Annotated in this window: 20 protein-coding genes; 9 read left to right on the forward strand and 11 right to left on the reverse strand. The window is 68.8% G+C overall.

Going from position 1 to position 23369, the window contains the following annotated elements:
* Window positions 1-68: 68 nt before the first annotated feature.
* From FV560_RS05610 to FV560_RS05650, 9 genes are all read left to right on the forward strand, one after another.
* Entirely contained in the window at window positions 69-818 is a 750-nt protein-coding gene (locus FV560_RS05610; RefSeq protein WP_159620341.1) for a DeoR/GlpR family DNA-binding transcription regulator, read from the forward strand.
* Complete coding sequence (locus FV560_RS05615; RefSeq protein ID WP_159620343.1) at window positions 815-2161, forward strand: 6-phospho-beta-glucosidase; 1347 nt, start codon at window positions 815-817, stop codon at window positions 2159-2161. Before FV560_RS05610 ends, FV560_RS05615 begins: the two co-directional genes overlap by 4 nt.
* 278 nt (window positions 2162-2439) lie before the next feature.
* Complete coding sequence (locus FV560_RS05620) at window positions 2440-3252, forward strand: hypothetical protein (RefSeq protein WP_159620345.1); 813 nt, start codon at window positions 2440-2442, stop codon at window positions 3250-3252.
* Window positions 3253-3380: 128 nt separating this feature from the next.
* Window positions 3381-3836, forward strand: coding sequence for a GNAT family N-acetyltransferase (locus tag FV560_RS05625; protein ID WP_159620347.1), 456 nt, complete (start codon window positions 3381-3383; stop codon window positions 3834-3836).
* 256 nt (window positions 3837-4092) lie between these two features.
* Window positions 4093-4677 carry a helix-turn-helix domain-containing protein gene (locus tag FV560_RS05630; RefSeq protein ID WP_159620350.1) on the forward strand — a complete coding sequence of 195 codons (585 nt, stop codon included), beginning with the start codon at window positions 4093-4095 and terminating at the stop codon, window positions 4675-4677.
* A gap of 139 nt (window positions 4678-4816) precedes the next feature.
* Entirely contained in the window at window positions 4817-5905 is a 1089-nt protein-coding gene (locus FV560_RS05635) for an ABC transporter substrate-binding protein (RefSeq protein ID WP_159620352.1), read from the forward strand.
* Entirely contained in the window at window positions 5902-7269 is a 1368-nt protein-coding gene (locus tag FV560_RS05640) for an amidohydrolase family protein (protein ID WP_159620354.1), read from the forward strand. The genes FV560_RS05635 and FV560_RS05640 overlap by 4 nt, the downstream gene beginning before the upstream one ends.
* Window positions 7266-8039, forward strand: a complete 774-nt coding sequence (locus tag FV560_RS05645; RefSeq protein WP_159620356.1) for an ABC transporter ATP-binding protein — start codon at window positions 7266-7268, stop codon at window positions 8037-8039. The genes FV560_RS05640 and FV560_RS05645 overlap by 4 nt, the downstream gene beginning before the upstream one ends.
* Window positions 8036-8827 (forward strand): ABC transporter permease, encoded by a 792-nt coding sequence (locus FV560_RS05650; RefSeq protein WP_159620358.1) that lies wholly within the window; start codon window positions 8036-8038, stop codon window positions 8825-8827. The genes FV560_RS05645 and FV560_RS05650 overlap by 4 nt, the downstream gene beginning before the upstream one ends.
* Before the next feature lie 119 nt (window positions 8828-8946).
* Here the strand turns inward: FV560_RS05650 and FV560_RS05655 are convergent, their stop codons facing one another.
* From FV560_RS05655 to FV560_RS05705, 11 genes are all read right to left on the reverse strand, one after another.
* A complete protein-coding gene (locus FV560_RS05655) occupies window positions 8947-9729 on the reverse strand; it encodes a sugar phosphate isomerase/epimerase family protein (RefSeq protein ID WP_159620360.1) in 783 nt (260 codons plus the stop codon).
* Window positions 9726-12068, reverse strand: coding sequence for a polysaccharide lyase 8 family protein (locus FV560_RS05660; RefSeq protein WP_159620362.1), 2343 nt, complete (start codon window positions 12066-12068; stop codon window positions 9726-9728). The genes FV560_RS05655 and FV560_RS05660 overlap by 4 nt, the downstream gene beginning before the upstream one ends.
* A 65-nt stretch (window positions 12069-12133) precedes the next feature.
* Window positions 12134-13168 carry a hydroxyacid dehydrogenase gene (locus FV560_RS05665; RefSeq protein ID WP_159620364.1) on the reverse strand — a complete coding sequence of 345 codons (1035 nt, stop codon included), beginning with the start codon at window positions 13166-13168 and terminating at the stop codon, window positions 12134-12136.
* 4 nt (window positions 13169-13172) lie between these two features.
* Window positions 13173-14114 carry a carbohydrate ABC transporter permease gene (locus tag FV560_RS05670; RefSeq protein WP_159620366.1) on the reverse strand — a complete coding sequence of 314 codons (942 nt, stop codon included), beginning with the start codon at window positions 14112-14114 and terminating at the stop codon, window positions 13173-13175.
* 2 nt (window positions 14115-14116) lie between these two features.
* The gene (locus tag FV560_RS05675) at window positions 14117-15073 is read right to left on the reverse strand and encodes a carbohydrate ABC transporter permease (RefSeq protein WP_159620368.1); all 957 of its coding nucleotides are present in this window, start codon (window positions 15071-15073) and stop codon (window positions 14117-14119) included.
* 13 nt (window positions 15074-15086) lie between these two features.
* A complete protein-coding gene (locus tag FV560_RS05680; protein WP_159620370.1) occupies window positions 15087-16406 on the reverse strand; it encodes an ABC transporter substrate-binding protein in 1320 nt (439 codons plus the stop codon).
* Window positions 16407-16505: 99 nt separating this feature from the next.
* Window positions 16506-17630 carry a substrate-binding domain-containing protein gene (locus tag FV560_RS05685; RefSeq protein WP_159620372.1) on the reverse strand — a complete coding sequence of 375 codons (1125 nt, stop codon included), beginning with the start codon at window positions 17628-17630 and terminating at the stop codon, window positions 16506-16508.
* The gene (locus FV560_RS05690) at window positions 17623-19953 is read right to left on the reverse strand and encodes an FAD-dependent oxidoreductase (protein WP_235019952.1); all 2331 of its coding nucleotides are present in this window, start codon (window positions 19951-19953) and stop codon (window positions 17623-17625) included. Before FV560_RS05690 ends, FV560_RS05685 begins: the two co-directional genes overlap by 8 nt.
* Window positions 19954-20043: 90 nt before the next feature.
* The gene (locus tag FV560_RS05695; RefSeq protein WP_159620374.1) at window positions 20044-21135 is read right to left on the reverse strand and encodes a Gfo/Idh/MocA family protein; all 1092 of its coding nucleotides are present in this window, start codon (window positions 21133-21135) and stop codon (window positions 20044-20046) included.
* Between the two features lie 37 nt (window positions 21136-21172).
* Window positions 21173-21958 (reverse strand): SDR family NAD(P)-dependent oxidoreductase, encoded by a 786-nt coding sequence (locus FV560_RS05700; RefSeq protein ID WP_159620376.1) that lies wholly within the window; start codon window positions 21956-21958, stop codon window positions 21173-21175.
* A gap of 28 nt (window positions 21959-21986) precedes the next feature.
* Entirely contained in the window at window positions 21987-23306 is a 1320-nt protein-coding gene (locus tag FV560_RS05705) for an ABC transporter substrate-binding protein (RefSeq protein ID WP_159620378.1), read from the reverse strand.
* Between the last annotated feature and the right edge of the window lie 63 nt (window positions 23307-23369).

Genomic DNA, 23369 nt, shown 5'->3' on the forward strand with positions numbered 1-23369 from the left:
CACGCTAGCAGTGCTCGCTATTGCACGCAACTGACTGATACTGCTCGCGTATGCGTATACTTCCTCCCATGTTGCGAACCACCCGACGCGCGTCGATCATTGCTGCGCTCCAAACGTCCGGTGAGGTCTCCGTGCAAGATCTCGCTGATCAGTTCGGTGTCAGCCTCTCCACGATCCGCCGAGATCTGAACGATCTGGGCAGAGAGGGCCTGCTGCAGCGGGTGCGTGGAGGGGGATCGATTGACCCGGACCCGGCACCCTTTCACCAGATCGCGCCCACCCATGCCAAGGAGAAGGACCGTCTGGGCCAACGGGCGGCCGAGCTCGTACATGACGGGGACGTCATCATCTGCGACATCGGCACCACGGTCGCGCAGGTCGCTCGTCATCTGCGCGGTCGCAGGGTCACCGTGATCACGGCATCGCTCGCCGTGATCGATGCCTTGCGGGACTCTCCCGAGACTGAGTTGATCGTTCTCGGTGGTGTGTTCCGGCCGTCCTACCTGTCGCTGGTCGGCGCGCTGACCGAGTCGGCGTTGAGTCAGATCACCGCCGACATCGCATTCCTCGGCGCCAGTGGTGTTCGTAGTGACGGCAGCCTTCTCGATTCCACCGGAATCGAGGTACCGGTCAAGAGAGCAATTCTGCGAGCAGCGGAGAGGAGCGTGCTCGTCGTGGCCGACGACAAGTTCCCAGGCACGGGGCTGCTTGCTGTGTGCGGCCCGGAGAGCATCGGCACCGTGGTGACAAGTCGGCACGATTCGAACGAGGCCCTGGATGCGCTACGGCGGGCGGGCAGTGAGGTGTTGATCGGATGAAGCTCACCATCATCGGCGGCGGTGGATTCCGGGTGCCGCAGATCTTCCAAGCGGTCTCTGACCCGGCGGCGCACTTGCGGATCGACGAACTCTGCCTCTTCGATGTCGATCCCACGCGGATCGATGCCATCCGGCGAGTGATCTCCGGCCTTGCTGAGACCATGCAGCACCCAGTGCACGTGACCTCCACCGTGGACCTGACCGAGGCGGTGCGCGGAGCCGACTTCGTCTTCTCCGCGATGCGGGTCGGAGGCATCGAGGGCAGGACGATCGACGAGCGAGTGGCGCTCGATCTCGGCGTGCTCGGTCAGGAGACGATCGGACCCGGAGGGCTGGCCTACGCACTGCGGACGCTTCCGCACGCCCGCGAGCTCGCCCGCACCGTCCGTGATCTCGCCCCTCAGGCGTGGGTGATCAACTTCACCAACCCTGCCGGTTTGGTGACCGAGGCCATGCGGGAGATTCTCGGCGCCCGGGTGACAGGCATCTGTGACACACCCATCGGCCTCATGCGCCGGGCGACCCGGGTGGCTGGTCATCGCCCGGAGGAGGTCACGTTCGACTATGTCGGTCTCAATCACCTGGGGTGGTTGCGGAGTCTGTCGGTCGGCGGACGTGACGTCCTGCCGCAGATCATCGGCGATGAGCACCGGCTGGCTCGGATCGAAGAGGCGCGCATCCTCGGCGTGGACTGGGTGCAATCGCTGGGAGCACTGCCGAACGAGTACCTCTTCTACTACTACCGCACCCGGGAGGCGATCGCTCGGATCCAGGCCGCCGAGCAGACGCGCGGGCAGTACCTGGCGGCGAAGCAGGGCGAGTTCTACAGCGCTGATCCCGGCCTCGAGTCGTGGAGTCGCACCCTGCATGATCGCGAAGCCAGCTACATGGGGGAGTCACGAGACGTGGCCGATCTCCATGGCCGCGATACCGACGATGTCGAGAACGGCGGGTACCAACAGGTCGCCCTGGATCTGATGACAGCGCTGACCGGCGGCCCAGGCGCGACCATGATCCTCAACGTCGGAAACAACTCGCTCACCGGTGCCCGGCTTGTACCGGAGCTTCCGGAGGACGCCGTGGTGGAGGTGCCGTGCACTGTGGACACCGACGGGATCCACCCGCAGCGTGTTGCCGCCGTCGAGGGCGACATGCTCGGACTGATGGTCCAGGTCAAGGCGAGCGAACAACTCGTGCTGCGAGCCTCGCGCGAGCACTCGCCGGAACTGGCGTGGCGCGCCTTCGCCGGCCACCCTCTGGTCGATTCCTCGGTGATCGCACGCCAACTGCTGGAGGAGTACCGGTCCCGCATCCCCGGTGTAGCCCAGGCACTCGGCGGCTGACAGGCCGAGGCACCGCACCCAGCACCAGCTCCGTCAGAAATTTCTCACACTTGCATGTAATCACCCCAGGGGTGCCGGACATGTATAGGTGTAGGGACGGGGAGGAGGTGGATGAAGGCCGGCCCGGAGGGACGGTTTGAGGCTCGACTGAGAGACTCGCCGTAAGTTGCTGGCCTTCATCCGCTGCCCCCGCGGAAGTGGGTGAGGTGACATCGTGACGAGGACGTGCGTGGCGCCCTGCCCAGCGATGTTCCGGGCGAGGTGCCGAGGGGGTTGAGATGAGTGAGAAGTCGACACTGCTACGCGGCGTAGGGGCGCTGAAACCTCCGGAACCGGACGTGACCGAGGCAGATTCCCGCGCCCTGCTGCAGCGGGTGAACACCCGCATCGCGGACGGCGCGACATCACGTGAGGAAGCACGTCGCCTCACCCCGTATCAGCCACCAGTGGCCACCCGCCGCATCCTCGCCGGTGCCGCAGCGGCCGCACTGGTTGCCGTGGGGGCGCTCACGGTGAGCAACTATGACAGTGCGCCGGCGTATGCCGGCTGGACATCCACGCCGACCGGGGTCGCTTCGACGGACATCGGCGTGATGGCTCAGATCTGCCCGCCGGAGATTCCTGGCCCGGGTCCGGACGTGGAGATGATCCCGGTGACTCCGTTGCTGGCTGAAGAGCGAGGGCCGTACCGGATGATGCTCTCGCTCGGCGAAAGTGACGCCTACCAGGTGTGTCTCACGCTGCCTGATGACGAGTCGGACCCGGGGTACTACCCGGTGGCGATGGGATCTGTCCCCGGCTCAGGCACCGTGACCTGGCCAGACGATGAGGACGGTGCGCTGCTGCTCGAGGCCAACACATACACGCCCCCGATCACCAGCGACCCGGTCACCTTGGCCGTGGGAACGGTCGGTTCAGCGGTGGAAGCCCTGACTGTTCACACCGCTGATGGGAGTTTCGTCGAGGCGACCGTGATGGACGGATGGTGGATCGTCTGGATCCCAGGGGAGGTGGCGATCGGTGACACCGCCTCTGTGGTCACTGACGACGCCGGCGAGATGGACGTGACCCTGGGCAGCTCCGTTTCCTGACGACGGCGTCCGCGCCGACGAGCGCCTTTCGGTGCCGTCCCATCCGCAGCGGCCGATCCAGGGATCGTCTGCGAGTGAGGGTGGCAACCGACCACGGGAACACGCCTACCCAGGGGTACCGTCACTACATGTCCACTGCCGGATTCGTCCCCGCAGATTTCATCCCGCCCACCACACTGGTCACCGACCGCTTCCGGCTCGAACCGCTCGGGCCGCAGCACAACGAGGCCGACCTCGCAGCGTGGACGTCGAGTATCGAGCACATCCGCACCACACCCGGCTATCCCGATGGTTCATGGCCGCCCGTGGCTGGCATGTCGCCCGACGATAACCTCGCGGACCTGACCCGGCACGCTGCGGACTTCGCCGCGCAGCGGGGATTCACCTTCACCGTGCTCGATCCCGACGGCACCGTGATCGGCTGCGTCTACCTCTACCCGACGAGCGATCCGGAGTACGACGTCACCGTCCAGTCCTGGGTACGGGCCAGCGAGGCGTACCTCGACGGGCCGTTGGCCGATGCGGTGCACTCCTGGCTCCGGGCCGAGTGGCCGTGGCGCCGCATTGATCGCTGCGGTCGCTGATCGCCGCACGTCGTTCGTGATCGCGGATGAAACTGACGGGAATAGTGCCAACCAGGCCGCCTGAGAGCCCTGGATGGCAGTATGACCGTCACTTTCGTCCGCTCTCGGAGCGAGGCCCCTGCCCATCCCGGATTCGACGGCGCCTGGATGCACTCGTTACGCACCGGTAACACCCGGGAAACCCATCAGCCTTGACACCCTGTATACGGTGTGTTCACCAAAAGTAATCACCGTGATTACTGGCGAGGAGCACGAGATGGAACAGCCCGACAACGAAGCACTCGGTGAGCGGATCCGCGAGCTGCGTGCCACCACCGGACTGTCCATGCGTGACCTGGCTAGCCGTGCCGGCGTCAGCCCGGGCTACATCAGCCAGATCGAGAACGGGCACAAGAACGCCAGCATCGCGGTGGTACGCGCCATTGCGGCGGCTTTCGGCATCACCTGGCTGGAGCTGTTCCAACCGGCACCCGAGCACGGACGCGTGCTGCGCCGGTCTGAACGCCCCCGCCTGTTCTCCGACGGGGACGTCGCCCACTACGGCATCACCCAACCCCCCATCGGCAATGTCGAAGTGCTTGTCTCCGAGTACGCCCCCGGCCAGGGCACCGGCAACGAGCATTACACCCACGGTGACTCCCAGGAGATCTGCCTCGTGACCCGAGGGATCCTGCGTATCACCATCGGCGGCGAGAGCCACGTGCTTCAGGCCGGCGACAGCGTCGAGTTCCGCACGTCCACCCCCCACCACGTCCGAAATCCCGGTCCCGACGATGCCGAAGCGGTCTGGGTGGTCACCCCACCCTCCGTACCGGCTTGGAAGGACCAGCCGGGCTCCTGAGTCCAGGCGTCCCATCTCCCGACGGCGTCCCTCACCCCTCCCGCAGCCTCGCCGTCCGTCACCGCGGCCCGACGCCGCACCCCGACCCACGCGCAAGCGCCCCTTGGGTCTGCTTCCGCACACCCGAAAGGATCCCGCCATGTCCCGTACACCTCTGGCCGTACTCGCCTCGGCTGCACTAGCGGCCACGCTCGCCGCCTGCTCCTCCGGAGCCTCGAGCGAGACCAGCGAGGAACTGACCCCACTGCGCTTCGGCATTCCGACCCAGATGGGCGCCAACAACTCACCCATGGCCGTAGCCGAGCACATGGGCTACTTCGCCGACGAAGGTCTGGAGGTGGAGATCGTGCACACCACCGACTCGGTCTCCATCGTGCAGGGCGTCAACACCGGCTCCCTGGAGATCGGCTCCACCCCGGCTGAGCCGTTGTGGCAGACCGTCGCCGACGGCGAAGACGTCCAGCTGGTGTACAACTACATCCGCGAGCAGACCGGTTCCATCGCTGTGCTCGCCGACTCCGGCATCGAAAGTCTCGAGGACCTTCAGGGCGCCGCCATCGGCCAGTCCAGTCTCGGTAGCTCCAACCTGCAGCTGTCCAACGGCATCCTGAACTCCATCGGCTTCGTCGAGGACGAGGACTTCAGCAACGTGGCCGTCGGTGTGGGTGCCGCAGCCCTGCAGGCGCTCGAGACCGATCAGGTGCAGGCGCTCTCACTGTGGGACACCGAGTACGCCGCCTTCGAGGAGAACGGCACCGAGTTGCGCTACTTCACCACACCGGAGGTGGCGTCCTTGTTCTCCACCACCTACTTCACCTCCCCGGAGTACCTGGAGGACAGTGCCGAGGCTGTGGCCGGCTTCGGCCGTGCCGTGGCCCGCGCCACCCTGTTCACCGCCACCAACCCTGAGGCAGCGCTACAGATCATGTACGCCGACTACCCGCAGACCCGACTGGCCGGAGTCAGCGAGGACGAACAGCTCGCCACCGACCTCGTGGCCCTCGAACGCCGGATCGAACTCCTCGTGGCCGGAGACCCGCAAGCCAACGGCACCTGGGGTGCCTACTCCGATGAGGCCATCCAGTCCTGGGCCGACTTCGCGCTCGAGTCCGCCATCATCGACACCGAGATCGACGCCGCTGCCCACGTACCCAACACGCTGGTGGCCGACTACAACGACTTCGACGGCGACGCCGTGATCGCCGAGGCACAGGAGTGGACCCCGTGAGCGAGCTGACCTACACCGCGGGCGTGCCCGCCATCGACCACCACTCCCACGCCGGCTACGTCCGCCCCGGCCAGCGCATCTCCGGGATCGACTCCTACGAGATCGAGAACGCGATGGGCCACGTGGAGGGGCACATCGACCACGCCGACTACCAGGCCTACATGGCCCTGGTGGAGTCCGATCGTCCCGCCGAGGCAGCCGAGCTCGGCCAGCGGCTCGGCATCCCCGCCCTCATCGAACAGAGCCTGCGGTGGCAGTCCACCACCGTGCATGCCGCCGCGCTCCGGGAAGGCTGCGAGGCGCTGTACGGCCGCCTGAGCCGCGAGGAGACCATCGCCGTCTCGAAGCAGTCCCGCATCGAGGACTTCCCGGGCCTGTACGACCGCGCGCTGCTGCTCTCCGACACCGCCGCCGTCCTCACCGACATTCCCGAGATCGACCCGATGGCCTGGCCGCACGCCCGGTACAAGCCGATCGCCCGCATCGACCCCTACCTGTTCCCGTTCGGGCACCCCACCTGGACCGGCCGGGGTACCGACGCTCCACGCTTCCGGCGGATCTTCGCCCGGGTGCTCGAGCGTCAGCTGGAGCTCGCCGGCACCGACGTGCCGGCCACGCTGGAGGCGTACGAGGAGTTCGTGCTGGATTCCGTCCGGCGCCGCCGGGCAGAGGGATTCATCGGCCTGAAGATCGCCTCCGCCTACGTACGCACGCTGCAGTTCCAGCGCGTGGACCGAGCTGAGGCCCTGACGGCGTGGGCGGACCTGGCCGGCGCCACGGCCGGCGAGCGGGAGTACGGAACGATCCCTGCGCCGTCGGGAATCGACGCCACCTCGCACAAGGTGCTCGCCGACCACCTCGCCTTCTGGATCCTGGAGTGGGCGGCAGCCGAGGGGATGCCGGTGCAGATCCACACCGGGTTCGGGCACACCGAACCCGGTCTGCGGATCAGCACCGCGAACCCGCTGCTGCTGGAGGAACTCATCGGCGACCCGGCCTTGAACCGGCTGCAGATCATCCTCATCCACGGCGGCTTCCCCTACTCCTCCAACCTGACGGCGCTGGCCCAGATGCACGGCAACGTGCACCTGGACTTCTCCTGGATGCCGTACCTGCAGCACCACACCGTCACCCGGGTGCTGGAGGAGTGGTTGGAACTGCTCCCCGCCAACCGCGTGATGTATGGCACGGACACCGGCTCGCCCGAGATGCACGTGTCTTCCACCCGCCGGGCGCGCACCGCCCTCGACGGCGTGCTCGAGTCCGGAGTAAGCGACGGGCTCTGGACCCGCCGGCAGGCCGGCTGGCTCGCCGAGCGGGTCCTGCACCAGAACCTCTGCGACGTCTACGGAGTCTCGCTATGACGATCTCACCCATCGTCGAGCTCGAACAGCTCGGCAAGGTCTACCCGACACGTACTGGGGACGTGACTGCCCTGACCGATGTGGACCTGCGCATCGACGACGGCGAGTTCGTCGCGATCGTGGGGCCCTCCGGCTGCGGCAAGACCACGTTGCTGAAGATCCTCGCCGGACTCGAGCAGCACACCTCCGGGGTGGGAACCCTCGGCGGGCGGGAACTGGGCAGCGGGGCAGCCGACGTCGGGATGGTCTTCCAGAAGGCCACGCTGTTGCCCTGGCAGGACGTGCGCTCGAACGTGCTGCTGCCGGTCTCGCTGCAGCGCCGGCCGAGCAAGGCAGACCGCGCGGCGGCCGATGAGCTGCTGGAGATGGTGGGCCTGACCGACTTCGCCAGCAAACGCCCGCACGAGCTCTCCGGCGGCATGCAGCAGCGGGCCGCGATCTGCCGGGCGCTCGTGCACGAACCGTCCATGTTGTTGATGGACGAACCGTTCGGGGCGTTGGATGCGATGACCCGCGATCTGCTCAACGTCGAGGTCAACCGCATCTGGCGAGAGACCCACAAGACCGTCGTGCTCATCACCCACTCCATCCCCGAGGCAGTGTTCCTCGCCCAACGGGTGATCGTGATGAGCCCCCGGCCGGGGCGGATCGTGGACCAGGTGGAGGTGCCGTTCGGCCCGGAACGCACCCTCGAGTTGCTCGGCACCCCCGAGTTCGGGGCGCTGTGCTCCACCATCCGGCGCCACTTCGAGAAGGAGGCAGCCGCATGAGCACCCTCACCTCGATGCGCAATGCCCGCGGGAGTGGGCGCAGCGGGCAGCTGATCGGCACCCTCTCGGTACTGGCCGTGGTGCTGCTCGCCTGGCAGTTCCTCCCGACGGCGCTCGGCACACCCAGCTACGTCGTACCGGTCCTCAGCGACGTGCTGAACGCGCTGTTCGACCCCGAAGCGTTCCCGCGTTACCTCAGCAACGCCGGCGCCACGATGACCGAGGTGCTCCTCGGGCTCGGTATCGGTGTGGCGCTCGGCCTGGCGCTGGCAGTCACCCTGGCCCAGCTGCCGCGCGTGTACGGGGTGGTCTTTCCCTACATCGTGGCGATCGAGTCCATCCCGAAGGTCGCCGTTGCACCGCTGTTCGTGATCTGGTTCGGCTTCGGCCTGCCCTCGAAGGTGGTGGTCGTGGTGCTGCTGGCGTTCTTCCCGGTGCTGGTCAACACCATCCACGGGCTGCGCAGCGTGGACAAGGACCAGATCGACCTCTTCCGCGTGAACGGGGCCTCGCCGCTGCAGCTGCGGATGCGGCTGATGATCCCTGCGGCGCTGCCGCAGATCTTCAGCGGTCTCGAACTCGCTGTCGCCAACTCGATGATCGGAGCGATCGTGGCCGAGTTCGTCGGCGCTCAGGAGGGCCTCGGCGTGCTCATCCTGCAGGCGCAGGGCCGGATGGAGACCGCGGCGGTGTTCGCGCTGCTGATCATCCTCTCCGCCCTGGGTATCGCGCTGAATGTGCTGGTGCGGACCGTGCGCAAGGTGGTGGTGAACTGGGAGGGCCGGTGACGGCGCGGGACCCGTCCGGCCGGAACTGCGTCGGCTACCCCGTCAGCCCTGTCTGCGCGAGCCCGTCGATGAACGGGCGCTGCGCGATGGCGAAGATGGCCAGCACCGGGATCACCGGCTCATGCGAGCCAGCTTCTGGCACGCTCCAGCGCCAGGTCCAGCTCGGGCAGGTCGGGCTCCCATGCCTTCTCCCACTCCAGGGAGAACCACACGTCGTCCGCGGCCGGCCCCAGCGCGGAACGGATCTCCCGCAGGGGCACCTCCCCCTCGCCGGGGAGGCACAGCCCGGCCGACGAGGACCAGTCCTTGATCTGGACGTAGTCGAGGAGCCCGCCGAGTGCGGCTGCGGTGTCGGCGGGCTCCTCCCCGGCGCGCCACGGGTGCAGCACGTCCCAGATCACGCCGACCTCGTCGCGGTCCGGCGCCGGTATCCGGTCGATGATCCGGGCGACATCCGCGCCACGGGGGTGCGAATCGTGCGTCTCGAGCAGCACGCGGCAGCCACGGCGAGTCGCCTCGGTCGCGATTGCCGCGAGAGTGCGCGATCCGCGCGCGTCTGAGGAGTCGACGTCCGCATCGCCGCCCGGGAACACTCGCATCCCGGTCGCGCCCACCGCCCGGGTGTGCTCGAACAGCGGCAGTGCCTCCCCGGGCACGTCGCCCTTGGCGCAGACGCGCACCCGCGTGCACAGTGCCAGGATGGTGAGGCCTTCCTCGCGCAGGATCGATCCGATGTGCCGAGATCGCTCCAGACCGGCCGCCGGATCGACGATCTCACCCGGCCCGCATCGCAGCTCCAGCCCGGTGATCCCGAACGCGCGACACCGAGTGATCACCCGCTCCAGGGAGTCCCCGGGGCAGCCCAGCGTGGAATAGGCGAGTCTCGGGCCCCGTGCACTCACGTCTCGAGCACGATGTGGTGCTGGCGCACGGGTGAGACGCGGGGAACCTCGATCCGCAGCACCCCGGCGGCCAGGGTGACGTCGGCGCCGTCGGAATCCGTGACCGCGAGGTAGGGGCCGGCGGGCATCGTCACCACGAGGGAGGACCCGCCGGTGCCGTGCGCTCCCACGCCCACCACCCGTTCGCCGTCGTGATCATCCACCACGACGGCGCCCGGCCCGTCCAGGCTCACCTCACCCACCGTCCCGCTCGCCCAGGCGATCACCGCCCGGGTCGAACCGCCGAAGGCGACCCCTTGGTGATCGGCGGTGTTGGCGAGCACCTGGTAGCCAGGGGCGGCTGCCGCCGCGGCAGTCTCGGCCGAGGTGGCGCCGGGCAACAGCGCGTACTCGTAGGCGCGCCCCGGCGGGTGCGCGCCGTGCCAGATCCACATCGTGACGAAGCGGCGCAGGATGGTCCCCGTGGAGCCGCCGGCATTGATCTGCGACCAGGATCCCGAGCGCTGTTCGCGGAGCATCTTCAGGACGGTGCCGGGGCCGAACAGGTATCCGCCGACGTCCTCCAGGTGCGCCCAGGAGGGGGAGTGGATGGTGGCCGAGGTATCACCGGGGATCGGCTCGGCACCGTCCACCTCGAGCACGTTCTCACCCCAGTAGTGCAGGTTCCGGTTCTCGACGACGGTCTCCACCAGGTTGCCGCTGCCGGATCGGATGTCGGCCCCGAGAGCCACGATCATGCCGCCGACGGCGAACCAGGCCTTGCGAGCGCGCAGGCCTGTGCCGCCGGGGCCCCGCAGATCCTGGCCGAAGGCGAGCGCGGCGCGGTCACCGCCGGGCCAGGCCACGGCACCGCCGGTCCACTCACCGTCGGGCAGTCCGGCGCCCCATTGGCCGCCGACGCCGTCGGGCAGGGGAGTCTGGTCGGCGGTGGTGCCCGGCAGCCGGTACGGATCGACGGTGGGCCAGTACCCGTCGTCGAAGTGGGCGGTGTCCTCGGTGTAGAGGGACGTCATCCCCGACCCGGTGTGGAACCCGCGCTCGTTCTCACCGTTGCCGCACTCGTACCAGGCGATACGCCGGCTCGATCCGGAGATCGCCACGGCCCAGCCCGGGCGGCGCACGACGGCCCGATCCATCCCCCCGAAGAGTGACACCCCGTCCGGCTCGGGCAGGGGTGGCGCGCTGTGGGCCTCGAGCGCACGAATCGCCGAGACGCGGGGCACGGTCTGCAGTGGCACGGCGCCGTCCAGCACCGGCAGCCAGGTGCGAGCCCGGCCGAGCCAGGCGTCGGCCGTGGCCGCCGGCACGGCGCCGCTGAGGAGCACCAGGGCTTCCAGCACGTCCGCGGCGATCGTCCGGCTGCGGGAGGCGGCGCGGCTGACGGCGCGGCCGCGGACCGAGTCCAGGACCTGTCCGCGGTAGACGACCGGCAGGATGCTCGCCTCCACCAAGGCGTAGAAGTCCTCTTCGGGTCCGCCCGTCTCAGGCTCGATCAGCGCGAACATCTGCGCCAGCCGCAGCACCAGGACCACCCCGTAGGAGCCGGTGTAGGGGACCGTGGTGTGTTGCAGGTAGGAGCCGTCGGCGTGGAAGCCGTCGCCACTGGCGACGATCTGCCAGGCATCCACCAGCCCAGCACGTGCGTGCTCGAGCTTGGCCGTCTCGGCGTCCAGCAGCGCGCGCACGATCACCGCCGAGCACAGATCAACCCGGTTGGCGCCGGTGGAGGGCTTACGGCCCGAGCCGGCGGGGAGGACGAACCACGGATCGGGGACGTAGTAGTCGATCGCCGCGCACTGATCGGCGATGTCCTGCGGCGTGAGCTCGGCGTACACGAGCACGAGGGTGTTGCCCAGGGCGCGCGGGACCCCGATCTCCCAGGTCCACCAGTTGCCGTACTCGGGGGTGAAGGGGTTGTAGCCGTGGGTGAAGCCCGTGCGGAGCCCCTCGAGGATGTCGTCGAGCACATCGGAGTCCTCGTACTGGCTCGTTCCCGGCGTGGCCCAGGCGAGCGCCAGGGACTGGATCCGCCGGTAGGTGCTGAGCACGCCCGCGTTGTCATCGAGCGGCGCATCGGTGAACACCTGGGTACGGGTGGGCGAGGTGTCGATCAGCGCGAGGGCCGCCGCCGCCGCGCTCTCGATGGCATCGATGGGATCCTGGTAGCGCGGATCGCTGGTGTCCAGGGTGGCCCGGCCGGTCAGGATGTCCGCCCAGCGAGCACGCAGTGCCGGGTAGTCCAGTGGGGCGGCAGCTGCCGGAAGGCTGCTGAAGGTGCCGGTGATCAGGGCAGCCGCGGGAATGGCGGCCAGGGTCTTCAGGGCGGTGCGACGGCGCACGTCTCCTCCTTGAGATCGGTGAATGGCCAGGCTCTATGGCCGGGAGGGCATGAATCCAGCACTGGTCAGGCCGAGACCGAGAGGGAGTGCGGGTCGACCTCGAAGTGCAGGTGCTCGCCTCGCAGCGCCCGACCGACCTCCTGGGCGGCCGAATCGCCCAGACGGCGCAGGTCGGCCCCGTAGGCACCGGCCACGTGCGGGGTCAGCCAGAGATCCGGCGCACCCCACAGCTCGCTCTCGGGCGCAGGGACGAGCGGCTCGGTCACGTCGAGCACGGCGCGCAGCCGGCCCCGGCGAAGTTCGGCAGCCAGCGCCTCGGTGTCGAGCACGGATCCACGCGCGGTGTTGATCACGGTCGCGCCATCCCGCAGCAGCGCCAGGGTGTGAGCATCCACCAGGTGGTGTGTGCTCGGCAGCGCCGGCACATGCAGGGAGAGCACATCGCTGCGGCGGGCCAGGTCCTCCAGACTCACCAGTTCCGCCCCCAGGGCGGTGGCATCCGCGGTGCTGAGGTAGGGGTCCGAGATCAGCACCTGCACGTCCAGGGTCTGTAGCAGGCGAGCCGTCACCCGGCCCACCCGGGAGGCCCCGAGCAGCCCGACGGTGCGGCCGTAGACCCCCTCGCCGGCGAACTCGCGGTAGACGTCCACCCGACGGCGCGTGCGCTGGTACAGCTGCGTGGCCCGCTGCACGGACTTGAGGCTGAGAATGACCATCGCCAGGGTGTACTCGGCCACCGCGACCGCGTTGTTCTCCGCCTGGGAGGAGACCCGGATCCCGCGCTCCCAGAGTGCCGGGCTCTCGATCTTGCGGATGCTGCCGCCCGTGTGCACGACGTACCGGAGGTGAGGCAGCAGATCGAGCTCCTCCGCCGTCAGGGGCGGGCTGCCCCAGCCGGTCACCACCACCTCGGTGCGCTCGCGCTGCCCCGGCCCGGCTGCGGTCAGGCCCGCTGTCGCTCCCGGGTGCCACACCTGCGCCAGCGGTGCCACCGATCGCCACGCCTGCCTGCCGAAGAACTGCCGGCTCAGTGACGGCTCCATGAGCACGGCGACCGCGGGAGTGGTGTCCTCATCGAGCGCGCCGGCGGGTGCGCTCACCCCGTCACTTGAGGGCACCCGAGGTCATCCCTTCCATGATGCGTCCGCCCGCCCAGAGGTAGAGGACGATCATCGGATAGATCAGGATCACCAGGCCGGCGAACAGGCCGCCCCAGTCGGCGTTGTACTGCATCGTGCCGTACAGGCGTAGCAGTGCCGCCGGCAGCGTCTGTTTGGCCGGATCGTCCAGCAGCACCAGCACCAGCAGTGTCTCGTTCCACATGTTCAGCAGGTTCAGCACCAGGGCAGACTTGATCGCCGGCCAGGCCACGGGCACCACCACGGACCAGAACGCCCGTGCCGGGCTGGCGCCGTCGAGCTCGGCCGCCTCGGTCAATGACTCCGGCAGCCCTGCGAACGCGGCGGTCAGCAGGAAGACGCTGAAAGCCAGCGAGGTGCCGATGTAGACGATCACCAGCGTGATCCGGTCGTCCCACCACCCGAAGGCGATCTCGACGGCGAAGCGGGAGACGAGCGTCTTGGCCACGAACAACGGCACGATGATCGCCTGGATCGGCAGCGCCACACAGAGGGCGACGTAGGTGGTCAGTGCTCGCACGGCGGGGCGCCTGCTGCGAGCGATGACGTACGCGGCCGGGGCGGCGAGCGCGATGGTGATCACGCCGGAGAAGCCGACGATCAGCACCGAGTTGAGCGCGGCACCGCCGAAGCCGGAGACCGTCCACGCCGTCGCGAAGTTCTCCCACTGCGGGGAGGAGGGCAGGCCGAACGGCGCCGTCAGGACGTCCCGGTCGGTCTTGAGGGACTGCACCCCCACCCAGATCGCCATGGCGAGGTTGAAGGCCACCCACAGCCACAGCAGCACGCGGACCGTGTTCGGGATGACGAGATCCTCGACGACGATACGAGCCGATCGCCGGCGGGACCGGACCGGTGCCGGCGAGGGCGGGGAGGACGTACGTTCACGGGTCAGAGTCGAGCTCATCGTCATGCCACCTCCACGGCGTCACGTCGTAGCAGGCGGCGGGCGAGCACCACGAAGACCGCGGTGAACACGAAGATGGCGATACCGATCGCCGCGGCGGCCCCGAGCTGCGGGGTGCCGTCCCGACCGCCGGTGGTGGCCAGGAACTGCTGCACCGCGGCCGTGCGCGCCTGCAGCGGCGGAGCGCCCTGGGTGCCGACGAAGGCGATCACGATCTCGAAGGTCTTCATCCCGCTGATCAGCCACAGCACCACGGCCACACTCGCCGCCTCCCAGCTCAGCGGCAGGGTGATCATCCAGAACTGCTGCCAGCGGGTGGCGCCGGCCAGCTGGGCCTCCTCGTACAGGTAGGGCGGGATCTGATCCACACCGGTGGCGACGATCGCGAGGTAGTACCCGCTCATGCTCCAGATCAGCCCGAGCACGATCATCTGGAAGACCATGTCCGGTGCGAGCCACGCCCGCTGGAATTCCTCCAGACCGATCGACCCCAGCAGATCGTTCACCGCTCCGTTGGGGTTGAGCAGGAAGCCCAGCGCCACCCCGATGGCGATCGGGGAGACGATCATCGGGACGAAGACCACAGATCGGGCGAACGCCGCTCCCCGCATCTGCCGTAACCCGATGAGCATCAGGAACACGATCGCGAAGATCGCCACGCCGCCTCCGAGCACCAGCACGAAGGTGTTGAGCATCGCGGTGCGGAAGGTGTCCGAGTACCACAGGGCGGCGTAGTTGCGCAGACCTGCGGCCGACATCGGGCTACCGAGGCCGCGCCAATCGGTGAAGGACAGGAACACGGTGAACAGGGACGGCACGGCGACCACGAGGGTCATCGTGGTGATCGCGGGCGCGGCGAAGCGCCCGAAGAGCGTGTCCGGCCCACGCCGCCGCGGGCGTTCCCCACGGCGGCGCAGGACGGGCAGGTCCGTACGCGGGACTGGTCCGGTGGACGACACTGATGCTCCTGTCTCAGTCCTGGGTACGCAGGTAGTTCTCGGTCTGCTCCTGGCCCTCGGCGATGAACTCCTCCGCGGTGATCGATCCGGAGAACAGCTGATCGGACAGGGGCAGGAGCACGTCGTTCCACCAGGTCGGGTGCATCGCGCCGGCGAAGTCATGCGAACCGGTGGTGACCTCCGCCGTCTGGATCGCGTCAGCGAGCGGCTGCAGCGGTTCGGGTGCGGGGACCTCGGAGTGCGCGGACATGAACCCGGCCTCGGTGGCCCACAGCTCCTGGTACTCACGCTGGGCGGCGAAGGCGAGGAAGTCGGTGGCCGGTTCGAGGTTCTCGCTGTCGGCGTTCACGGCCAGGCCGCTCACGGTCAGTTCGACAGTGGGGTAGCCCTCCGGAGTCATCGGGAACAGGAAGGTGGAGGCCTCGAAGCCCTCGGCCATCTGATCCTGCACCTCGCCACCCATGTAGCTGCCGTTGAGCATGAACGAGACCTCGTCGTTGGCCCACGCCAGCTGGGCGGCGGGGAAGGTGCTGCCCATGTAGCCCTCCTGCAGGTAGCCGGCATCGACGATCGTCTCGACCATCTGCGCGGACTCGAGGACGTGCTCGGCGTCCCAGGCAGCGACGTCCTCGGCGAGGCCGCGCAGCGACCCGGGGCCGCCGGTGCGCATCATCGACTGGTAGAACCAGAACACGTTGTACCCGGAGACCGAGCCGTCCGCGCCGATGGGGACCAGCCCCTCGGACTGCTGCTCGGCGAGCAGGGAGGTGAACTGCTCCCAGGTCTGCGGCGGCGACTCGGCGATGTCGGGGAACCGTGCGGAGTTGAACCAGATGCCGTTGGAGGTGACGTACGTCGGCAGCAGCGCTACGCCGTCGTCCGTGGAGGCGGCGTCGACCACGCTGGGGGCGAGGGTGTCGGCCACGGTACCTGCGCCGTCGGGAAGCTCACGCTCCAGCAGTGGGTCCATATCGGCGAGGAAGCCGCGCTCGTGAAAGTCGGCAAGGTTGCGGCTACCGGCGTCGAACAGGTCCGGCCCGGAGCCGGTGCCCAGGGCGTTGATCAGGTTCGTCGTCACCTCGCGCCCCAGGTAGCGCACCTCGATGCTGGTGCCGGTGCTCTCCTCGTAGTCGGCGGCGATCCGGTCGAAGATCTCCTGCTGCGGCTCGCCCATGTTCCAGGCGGCCCAATAGGTGAGCGTGACGTCCTCGGTCTCGGTGCCCGCCTCGGCCTCGTCCTGGAACTGGGTGCCGCAGGCGCTGAGCATCAGGGCAGCACCTCCAGCGGCCAGCAGCCGCCGGGTGCGGTTGCTGCGGGTGGTTGTCGAAGGCATGTGGTGTGCCCTTTCTCTTCTCGGGGGACGCCCGTCGTTGGGCGATGGGATGACTAGACCGCGGGCGGTTGGAATGAATACAGACTCAATGGGGATGCACTAGTGCGGCGGCAGTGCGGTCGCTCCCGGCGCGGCAGCCCCGCAGGACTCGCGGACCACCAGCCGGGGCCGGATCCGGATCTGATGCTGGGGGCACTCGGCCCCCTCGCGCAGGCGCTGGAGCAGCAGCTCGGCCGCCATCCTGCCGATCCGGTGCTTGGGCGGCGAGACGGCGGTCAGGGGCACATCGGCCACATCGGCGAGTTCGTCGTCGTAGGAGACCAGGGCCAGGTCTTCCGGCACGCGCAGGCCGTGCCGGCGCGCGGCCCGCAGGACGAACATGGCCTCCCGGTCGCCGAAGACGAGTGCCGCGGTCGCCCCCCACGAGCGGATGTGCTCGATCGCCGTCTCGGCGTGGCCCGCCTCCCACTGTGCGACCTCGGCGCGCAGCACCAGCTCACCGGCGAGGTCGAGATCGGTGACGGCCCGCTGATAGCCGGCGGCGACGCCCACCCCGGTGGGGGAGCGGCCGCGTAGCAGCAGCGCGATGCGGGTGTGCCCGAGCCCGTGCAGGTGGGCAAGGGCGTCGTAGGCACCCGCCGCGTGGTCGGAGCACACGTGCTCGGACCGATCGGCGACGCCGAGCTCGGCCAGGTGACGTTCGACCAGCACGACCGGGACGGGTAACCGGAGCAGCTCCTCCACCCGGGCCTGCGGATCGTCGATACCGGCGAGCGTGGGGACCAGGAGCAGGCCGTCCGCCCCGGCTGAGAGGAGGTGCTCGATGCACGCATCCTCCTTGCCCGGGTCGTAGCCGTAGCTTGAGAGCTGCAGCGAGGCGCGCTGGGCGCTCAGGGTCGACTCGATGCCGTGCAGCACGCGGGGGTAGTACAGGCTCGTGTCGGGCAGCAGCACACCGACGGTCTGGCGGGCGGTCCGCGGGCTCGACCGGGGCAGCACGAAGGTTCCGGCGCCCTGTCGGCGCTCGGCCAGGCCCTCCTCGACCAGCAGGTCGAGCGCGCGGCGCACGGTGTTGAGGGAGTACCCGCTGCTGTGCACGAGCTGCTGCTCGGTCGGCAGCCGCTGGCCGACGGCCCAGGTGCCGGCGAGGATGGCCCGCCGGAGATTGTCCGCGATCTCCTGGAACTTCAGCGGGCGGGCGGTGCTGTCCTGGAGCTCAGGCATCGCGCGAGCCCTCGGGCGGGCCGGCGCTCGGTGTGCGCTGGGCGCGGATCGCGTAGATCTGTGCCGTGGGGGAGCCGTTGGTGGCCTCGATCTCGACGCGCACGCCATCGATCGGATGGCCGCGTTCCTCGAGACTGTGCACGCGCCGTCGACGCCGGTTCTCGCGCACCTGGGCCGCCTCGTGCCAGCCCTGAGCAGTGCGGACCTGGACGCGGTAATCACGGACGAGCTCAGGCATCACGCGGAAGGGGCTACGGCGGTAGTGGAGGTTGTTGAGGTACTCGTCGACGTCGTCGTTGAAGATCAGCACGATCTCGGCGATCTCCTGGGCCTCGTCCCAGTCCAGCTGCACCCACTGTGGCTGCTCTGAGTCGGGAGCGGAGCTCCACATTCGCGGAGCGCCGTACGGGCGCTGGTAGCCGTCGGTGACGTGGCTCTCGTGGAAGGCGTCGGTGGGATCGGTGGTGCGGATGACCGGGGTGCGCCGGCGAAGCCGTTTCACGTCCCAGCTGACGAGTGCGTTGGCGTTCGCGCGGCCGCCGTCGACCACGTGTGCGTCGATCTCCTCCTGGTGGGAGTGGCGGCGCTGCATCGTGAGCAGTCCGTAGGTGCGTTCGTCCGCGACGTGCCAGGCGAGCGTGGGGTTCTCGTGCAGCACCAGCACCACGTTGCGGTACTCGCCGCCGATGTCGGCAGCGGTGAGGCCGAGCGGCAACGCGGCGTGCACCTGCGCGCCGGCACCGACCTGGATCGATCCCGCTCGCAGCTGGTGCCTGGGCAGGTACACCGCCGGGTGGCCGGTACTGTGCACGCTCCACGTGAGTTCGGTGTCGGTCTCCGCGCACAGCAGCACCTCGACGGTGCCCAGGGACGGTTCGAGCGGGACGAGCAGGCCGACGTCGGAGGTCAGCGGCAGGGTGTCACCGCCGGGTTCCCCGGTGGACAGGGTGGTGCGGCGCGAGCTCGCGCTGACGCGGGCGAGCGGGGCGACGTCGTCGGGATCATCGGCCCGGACGCCTACGATCGCGGCATCCTCCCGCAGCAGGTGCTGCTGCAGAAGTCCGCCGTGGTCGGTGGCCAGGTCGCGCGGGGTCATGCCCGTCCGGGTGCACAGCGCAGCGGCGGCCCCGGCGGCCTCCCCGAGGACGGCGCATGTGGACATCACGCGCGTGGAGCCGAAGGCCACGTGGCTGGCGCTGATGTCCCGCCCGGCGAAGAGCAGGTTGTCGACGTTGCGCGAGTAGAGCACGCGGAAGGGGATGGGGTAGAGCCCGTCGGGGTAGAACTGCTGGGCAGCGCCTCCCTGGTGGTAGACGCCCTTCGAGGGATGCAGGTCGACGGACCAGCCTCCGAAGCCGATCGCGTCCGGGTGTTCGGCCTCGGGGACGATATCGGAAGCGGTGAGGATGAGATCGCCCACGAGCCGCCGGTACTCGCGCTTGCCCGGCACCGACCCCACCCACTCGAGGGTGAGGTTCTCCGCCTCGAACTCACCGGAATTCTTGATGTAGTCCCAGATGCCGTAGATCACGGCCCAGAGCTCGTCGCGGATGCGTTCGTTGTCGGCGACGATGTCCAGCTCGCCGCCCCATTCGATCCACCAGTAGTCGGCACCGTTGTCCCCGGTGCGGATGATCCGGCTCTCCGGGATGGAGGTCCGGGCGACATCGACGGCGAAGGAAGGCGGGACGAACGGGACCGGACGGCCGAGGTCCTTGGTGTAGAACAGCAGGGTCGAGCCCAGGGTCTGCAGGTCAGCGACGTCGGGGGCGAAGTCCTCCTGGAACTGCCCGTGCGCCTCCCGCCCGAGGAGGTAGTCGGCGCCGGCCGAGGCGCCGATGAAGCCGTCCCCGGTGCAGTCGATGAACATCGAGGCGCTGATGCGCACGAGGCGTTCCGAGCCCATCGTCTTTCCGGTCACGGCGACGATGGCCGAGCCGTCGGTCTCTACGGTGCTGACGTCGGTGTTGAGGAACAGCCGGATCCGCGGTTCGGCACGCACTGCTTCCAGGACGACGAGATCCCAGTAGTAGGGGTTGCCCTCCGGGTTGCGGTATTCGTTCTCCAGGTAGAGCTCGCCGATGATCCCGGTCTCGCGCGCGAAGCGCTGATGGCCGGTCGCCGTGGCGCCACAGACCCAGACGCGGACCTCACTACTGGAGTTCCCGCCCAGGACGGGGCGGTTCTGCACCAGGGCGACATCCGCGCCCGCCCGTGACGCGGCGATCGCGGCGGCTACCCCGGCGAGACCACCTCCGACCACGGCGACGTCCACGTCGATCTGGTCGATGGGCATCTGGAACTGCGTGGGTTCAACCGACATGGGTCGAACTTAGGGGGAAGTGAGGGAATGAATCAGGAACCACTGAGGCGGCACCCGGCGAGTGGAGTCGCCACTCGCCGGGCGCCGCGCTCAGAACTGCGGAACCTCCACCGGCCGGCCGCCCTGCATCGCCGACTCGTGCGCTCGCAGACCCACGCTGGTCCAGTTCGCCGCGGTGTCGACGTCGACCGAGGGGGCCCGGTTCTCGACGATGCTGCGCACGAACTCGTGGGCGAGGTGCGGGTGGGAGCCCCCGTGGCCGCCGCCCTGTGCGAAGGAGAGGTGGCCGTTCTCGGCGTCGTAGACACCGCGGGTGGTGAACGACTGGATCTCCTGCGGGAGCAGGTGGGCGTAGTCGGGCACCGTGATGCGCTCGGCCTTCTCTCCGTGGAAGAGCACGGGTTGGCCACCCTCGGTCTGGGTCCACTCAAAGGAGGTCTCCGAGGCGTAGACGTCGAAGCTCTCCACGTACTCGCGCGCGGTGGAGAACAGCGACCGCGACACCTCCGCCGCCAGGTCGCTGCCGGCCAGGGTGATGTGCGCGGACTCCACCGCGAACGGTGACCCGTACCGGCCCTGCAGATCCTCCGGGATCACTCCCGATCCCACGCAGGAGACCGTCTCGGCCCGCTTGCCGGCCAGGGCCAGCAGCGGTGAGACCGCATGGGTGGCATAGTGCATCGGCGGCAACCCCTCCCAGTACTCCGGCCAGCCGCTCATGTCCTGATGGTGAGCACCTCGCAGGAACTGCAGCCGGCCCAGCTGGCCGGTCTCCAGCAGGTGCTGCACGTGCAGGAACTCCCGCGAGTAGACGACCGTCTCCATCATCATGTAGGTCCGGCCACTGGCCCGGGCCGCTGCGACGATGCGCGCACAGTCCTCGATGGAGGTGGCCATCGGCACGGTGCACGCCACGTGCTTACCCGCCTCCAGTGCCGCGACGCTCTGGTCGGCGTGCAGCGGGATGGGCGTGTTGATGTGCACCGCATCGATGTCCGGATCCGTCAGCAACTCCTCGTAGGAGGTGTAGCGCCGCTCGATACCGAAGCGGTCACCGGTCGCATCCAGGTTGCCGCGATCCCGCTGGCAGATCGCCACGAGCTCGGCGTCCGGATGTGCCTGGTAGATGGGCACGAATTCGGCCCCGAAGCCGAGCCCCACCAGGGCCACATTCACCGTCATGATCGTCCCTCCTGTGTCCTGACAGTCCCCGCCCGGCTCACCCGAGCCGTCCGGAGAGCGCGGTCAGACCCCCATCGACGGCCAGGCAGGCACCCGTGATGTAGGACGCGTGGTCGCTGGCGAGGAAGGCGATCGCGTGGCCGATCTCCTCTGGGCGACCCTGACGGCGTTGGATACCGGGCCCGCCCTCGTGGGGAGTCATCACCGCCAGGTCGATCTCCCTACCCGCTTCCGCGGCACGGTTCTTGTGGAAGTCGGTCAGGGTGGGCCCGGGCAGGATGGCGTTCACGCGAACGCCGGCGTCGGCGTGGTCGCACGCCATCGAGCGGGTCAGGGCCAGCACGCCGGCCTTGGTGGCGTCGTACTGAGCCATTCCGGCGCGTCCCGTGACTCCGTTGGCGGAGGAGACGCTCACCACCGAGCCGGCACGACCCGCCATCAGCGGGATGATGTGCTTGCAGGTTAGTCCCACGCCGATGAGGTTGACGTCGGTGATCCACCGCCAGGAGTCGGCGGTGGCCTCGGTGACCGGGCCCCACACCCGCGCCGCAGCGTTGTTGACCAGGATGTCCACGCCGCCGAAGCGCGAGGCGCACAGCTCCGCCAGCGCGATGTTGGCCTCCTCGGAGGCGATGTCGAGTTGGATCGACGCCGCATCCGGGGCTCCGAGTGCGATGGCCTCCTTGCTCGCCTCCTCGGCGAGCTGTCCGTCGAGATCGGCGACCACCACGGTGGCCCCCTCGGCGGCCAGGATGTTGACGGTCTGCCGGCCGATGCCGGCGCCACCGCCGGTGACGACGGCGACCTTGTTGCTGAAACGCATGGTTCTCCTTGTGTTCGGGGTAGGGGGATCAGGCCAGGAGTGAGGCGGCCTGATCGAAGAAGCTGTCCACCGCCGTCGGGATGTCGGTCTGCTCGAAGCGCAGTTCCTCGGCGGTGCGGGAGAGCAGCTGGTAGACCTCCCGGCCGGCACGCGGTGTCAGCGCATCCATCGGGTCGCCGATCTCGGTGATGAGGGCCAGGTACTCCGAGGGCGTGAGGAGGCCGTCCTCACCGGAGTCCTCCTGCACCAGCTCGGCCGAGGAGGGGCTCGGCGGCACGCCCCGGGAGTTGCCGATGACCTCGACGGCCTCGGGGTCGTTGACCCAGAACTGCATGAACCGGGCGCACTCCATCGGGTAGGCCGTCCCCGCCCAGGCCGACATGAACAGGTTCGGGCGGACGAAGTTGGCCCGCTTGCTCCCGCCCTCGGTGTCGGGCATCGGCAGTGCCTGGATCTGCGAGGGAGTCAGGGCACGCACACCCGTGAGCTCGCTGCTGGTGGTGAAGTACAGCGGGGCCACGCCGGTGATGATCGGGCTGGTCTCGTGGCCGGTGTCCTCGGCGGAGACGTTCGGCGGGACGCAGGCGCCACTGGCGCGCATGTCAGCCCACCACTGCCAGAACTCGCGCAGGTCGTCCTTGCTGAAGCCCAGCGTCGTGGGCGAGGCCCCGGTGTCGAAGAAGGTCAGGCCCCGGCCGCGAACCCACGGCTCGAAGACCTCATACATCCCGCTGCCGTCCTTGATGCCCCACAGCTCCTCACCGGAGGCCTCACGGATGTTGTTCGAGAGCTCGGAGACGTCGTCCCAGGTCCATGTGTCGCCCTCGGGGAGCTCCAGGCCGAGGTCCTGGATCACCTCGCGGTCGGCGAGGATGGTGAAGGCGTCGGTGCTCATGGGCACACCGGCGCGGATGCCGTCGATGACCCCGTAGTCCTGCAGGTCGGCGTTCCAGTCGCTGATCTCGATGGGGTCGCCGATGAACTCCTCGAGATCGAGCAGCGCGCCGCGTTCGGCGTAGTCGACGATCATCTGGTTCGACATCTGGAAGGCGTCGGCACCGTTGTCGCCGGCGATCTGGGTGGCCATCCGGTCCCAGAAGTCGTCCCAGGAGGCGTTCTCCGGGGTGATGGTGACGTTCTCGTGCCGACTGTTGTAGAGCTCGATCGCCTCGTTGGTGGTGCGGTTCATCTCCTCGTGACCCCACCAGGCGAATCGCATGTCCTTGGGGGCGTCGTCGTCCTCGACGCCGTTGCTGCCGCCGCCTTGGCCACAGGCGGTGGCGGTGCCGAGGGTGGCCGCGCCGAGAGCGAGGCCGGAGGTGCGCAGGAAGGTCCTTCTGCTGACCATGATGTGTCCTTTCGTGAAACGGCCGCGTCGTCGCAACCGGGTCTGGGGTGGGAGGGTCAGGTC

This window comes from Ruania rhizosphaerae, assembly GCF_009805705.1.
GTDB lineage: Bacteria > Actinomycetota > Actinomycetes > Actinomycetales > Beutenbergiaceae > Ruania > Ruania rhizosphaerae.

Bases quoted from the DNA above. Each gene is read 5' to 3' on its own strand.
- FV560_RS05685 (WP_159620372.1), bottom strand. From the start codon at position 17,630: ATGCCTGAGCTCCAGGACAGCACCGCCCGCCCGCTGAAGTTCCAGGAG.
- FV560_RS05610 (WP_159620341.1), top strand. From the start codon at position 69: ATGTTGCGAACCACCCGACGCGCGTCGATCATTGCTGCGCTCCAAACG.
- FV560_RS05680 (WP_159620370.1), bottom strand. From the start codon at position 16,406: ATGCCTTCGACAACCACCCGCAGCAACCGCACCCGGCGGCTGCTGGCC.
- FV560_RS05700 (WP_159620376.1), bottom strand. From the start codon at position 21,958: ATGCGTTTCAGCAACAAGGTCGCCGTCGTCACCGGCGGTGGCGCCGGC.
- FV560_RS05695 (WP_159620374.1), bottom strand. From the start codon at position 21,135: ATGACGGTGAATGTGGCCCTGGTGGGGCTCGGCTTCGGGGCCGAATTC.
- FV560_RS05625 (WP_159620347.1), top strand. From the start codon at position 3,381: ATGTCCACTGCCGGATTCGTCCCCGCAGATTTCATCCCGCCCACCACA.
- FV560_RS05705 (WP_159620378.1), bottom strand. From the start codon at position 23,306: ATGGTCAGCAGAAGGACCTTCCTGCGCACCTCCGGCCTCGCTCTCGGC.
- FV560_RS05650 (WP_159620358.1), top strand. From the start codon at position 8,036: ATGAGCACCCTCACCTCGATGCGCAATGCCCGCGGGAGTGGGCGCAGC.
- FV560_RS05690 (WP_235019952.1), bottom strand. From the start codon at position 19,953: ATGTCGGTTGAACCCACGCAGTTCCAGATGCCCATCGACCAGATCGAC.
- FV560_RS05615 (WP_159620343.1), top strand. From the start codon at position 815: ATGAAGCTCACCATCATCGGCGGCGGTGGATTCCGGGTGCCGCAGATC.
- FV560_RS05630 (WP_159620350.1), top strand. From the start codon at position 4,093: ATGGAACAGCCCGACAACGAAGCACTCGGTGAGCGGATCCGCGAGCTG.
- FV560_RS05620 (WP_159620345.1), top strand. From the start codon at position 2,440: ATGAGTGAGAAGTCGACACTGCTACGCGGCGTAGGGGCGCTGAAACCT.
- FV560_RS05670 (WP_159620366.1), bottom strand. From the start codon at position 14,114: ATGAGCTCGACTCTGACCCGTGAACGTACGTCCTCCCCGCCCTCGCCG.
- FV560_RS05645 (WP_159620356.1), top strand. From the start codon at position 7,266: ATGACGATCTCACCCATCGTCGAGCTCGAACAGCTCGGCAAGGTCTAC.
- FV560_RS05635 (WP_159620352.1), top strand. From the start codon at position 4,817: ATGTCCCGTACACCTCTGGCCGTACTCGCCTCGGCTGCACTAGCGGCC.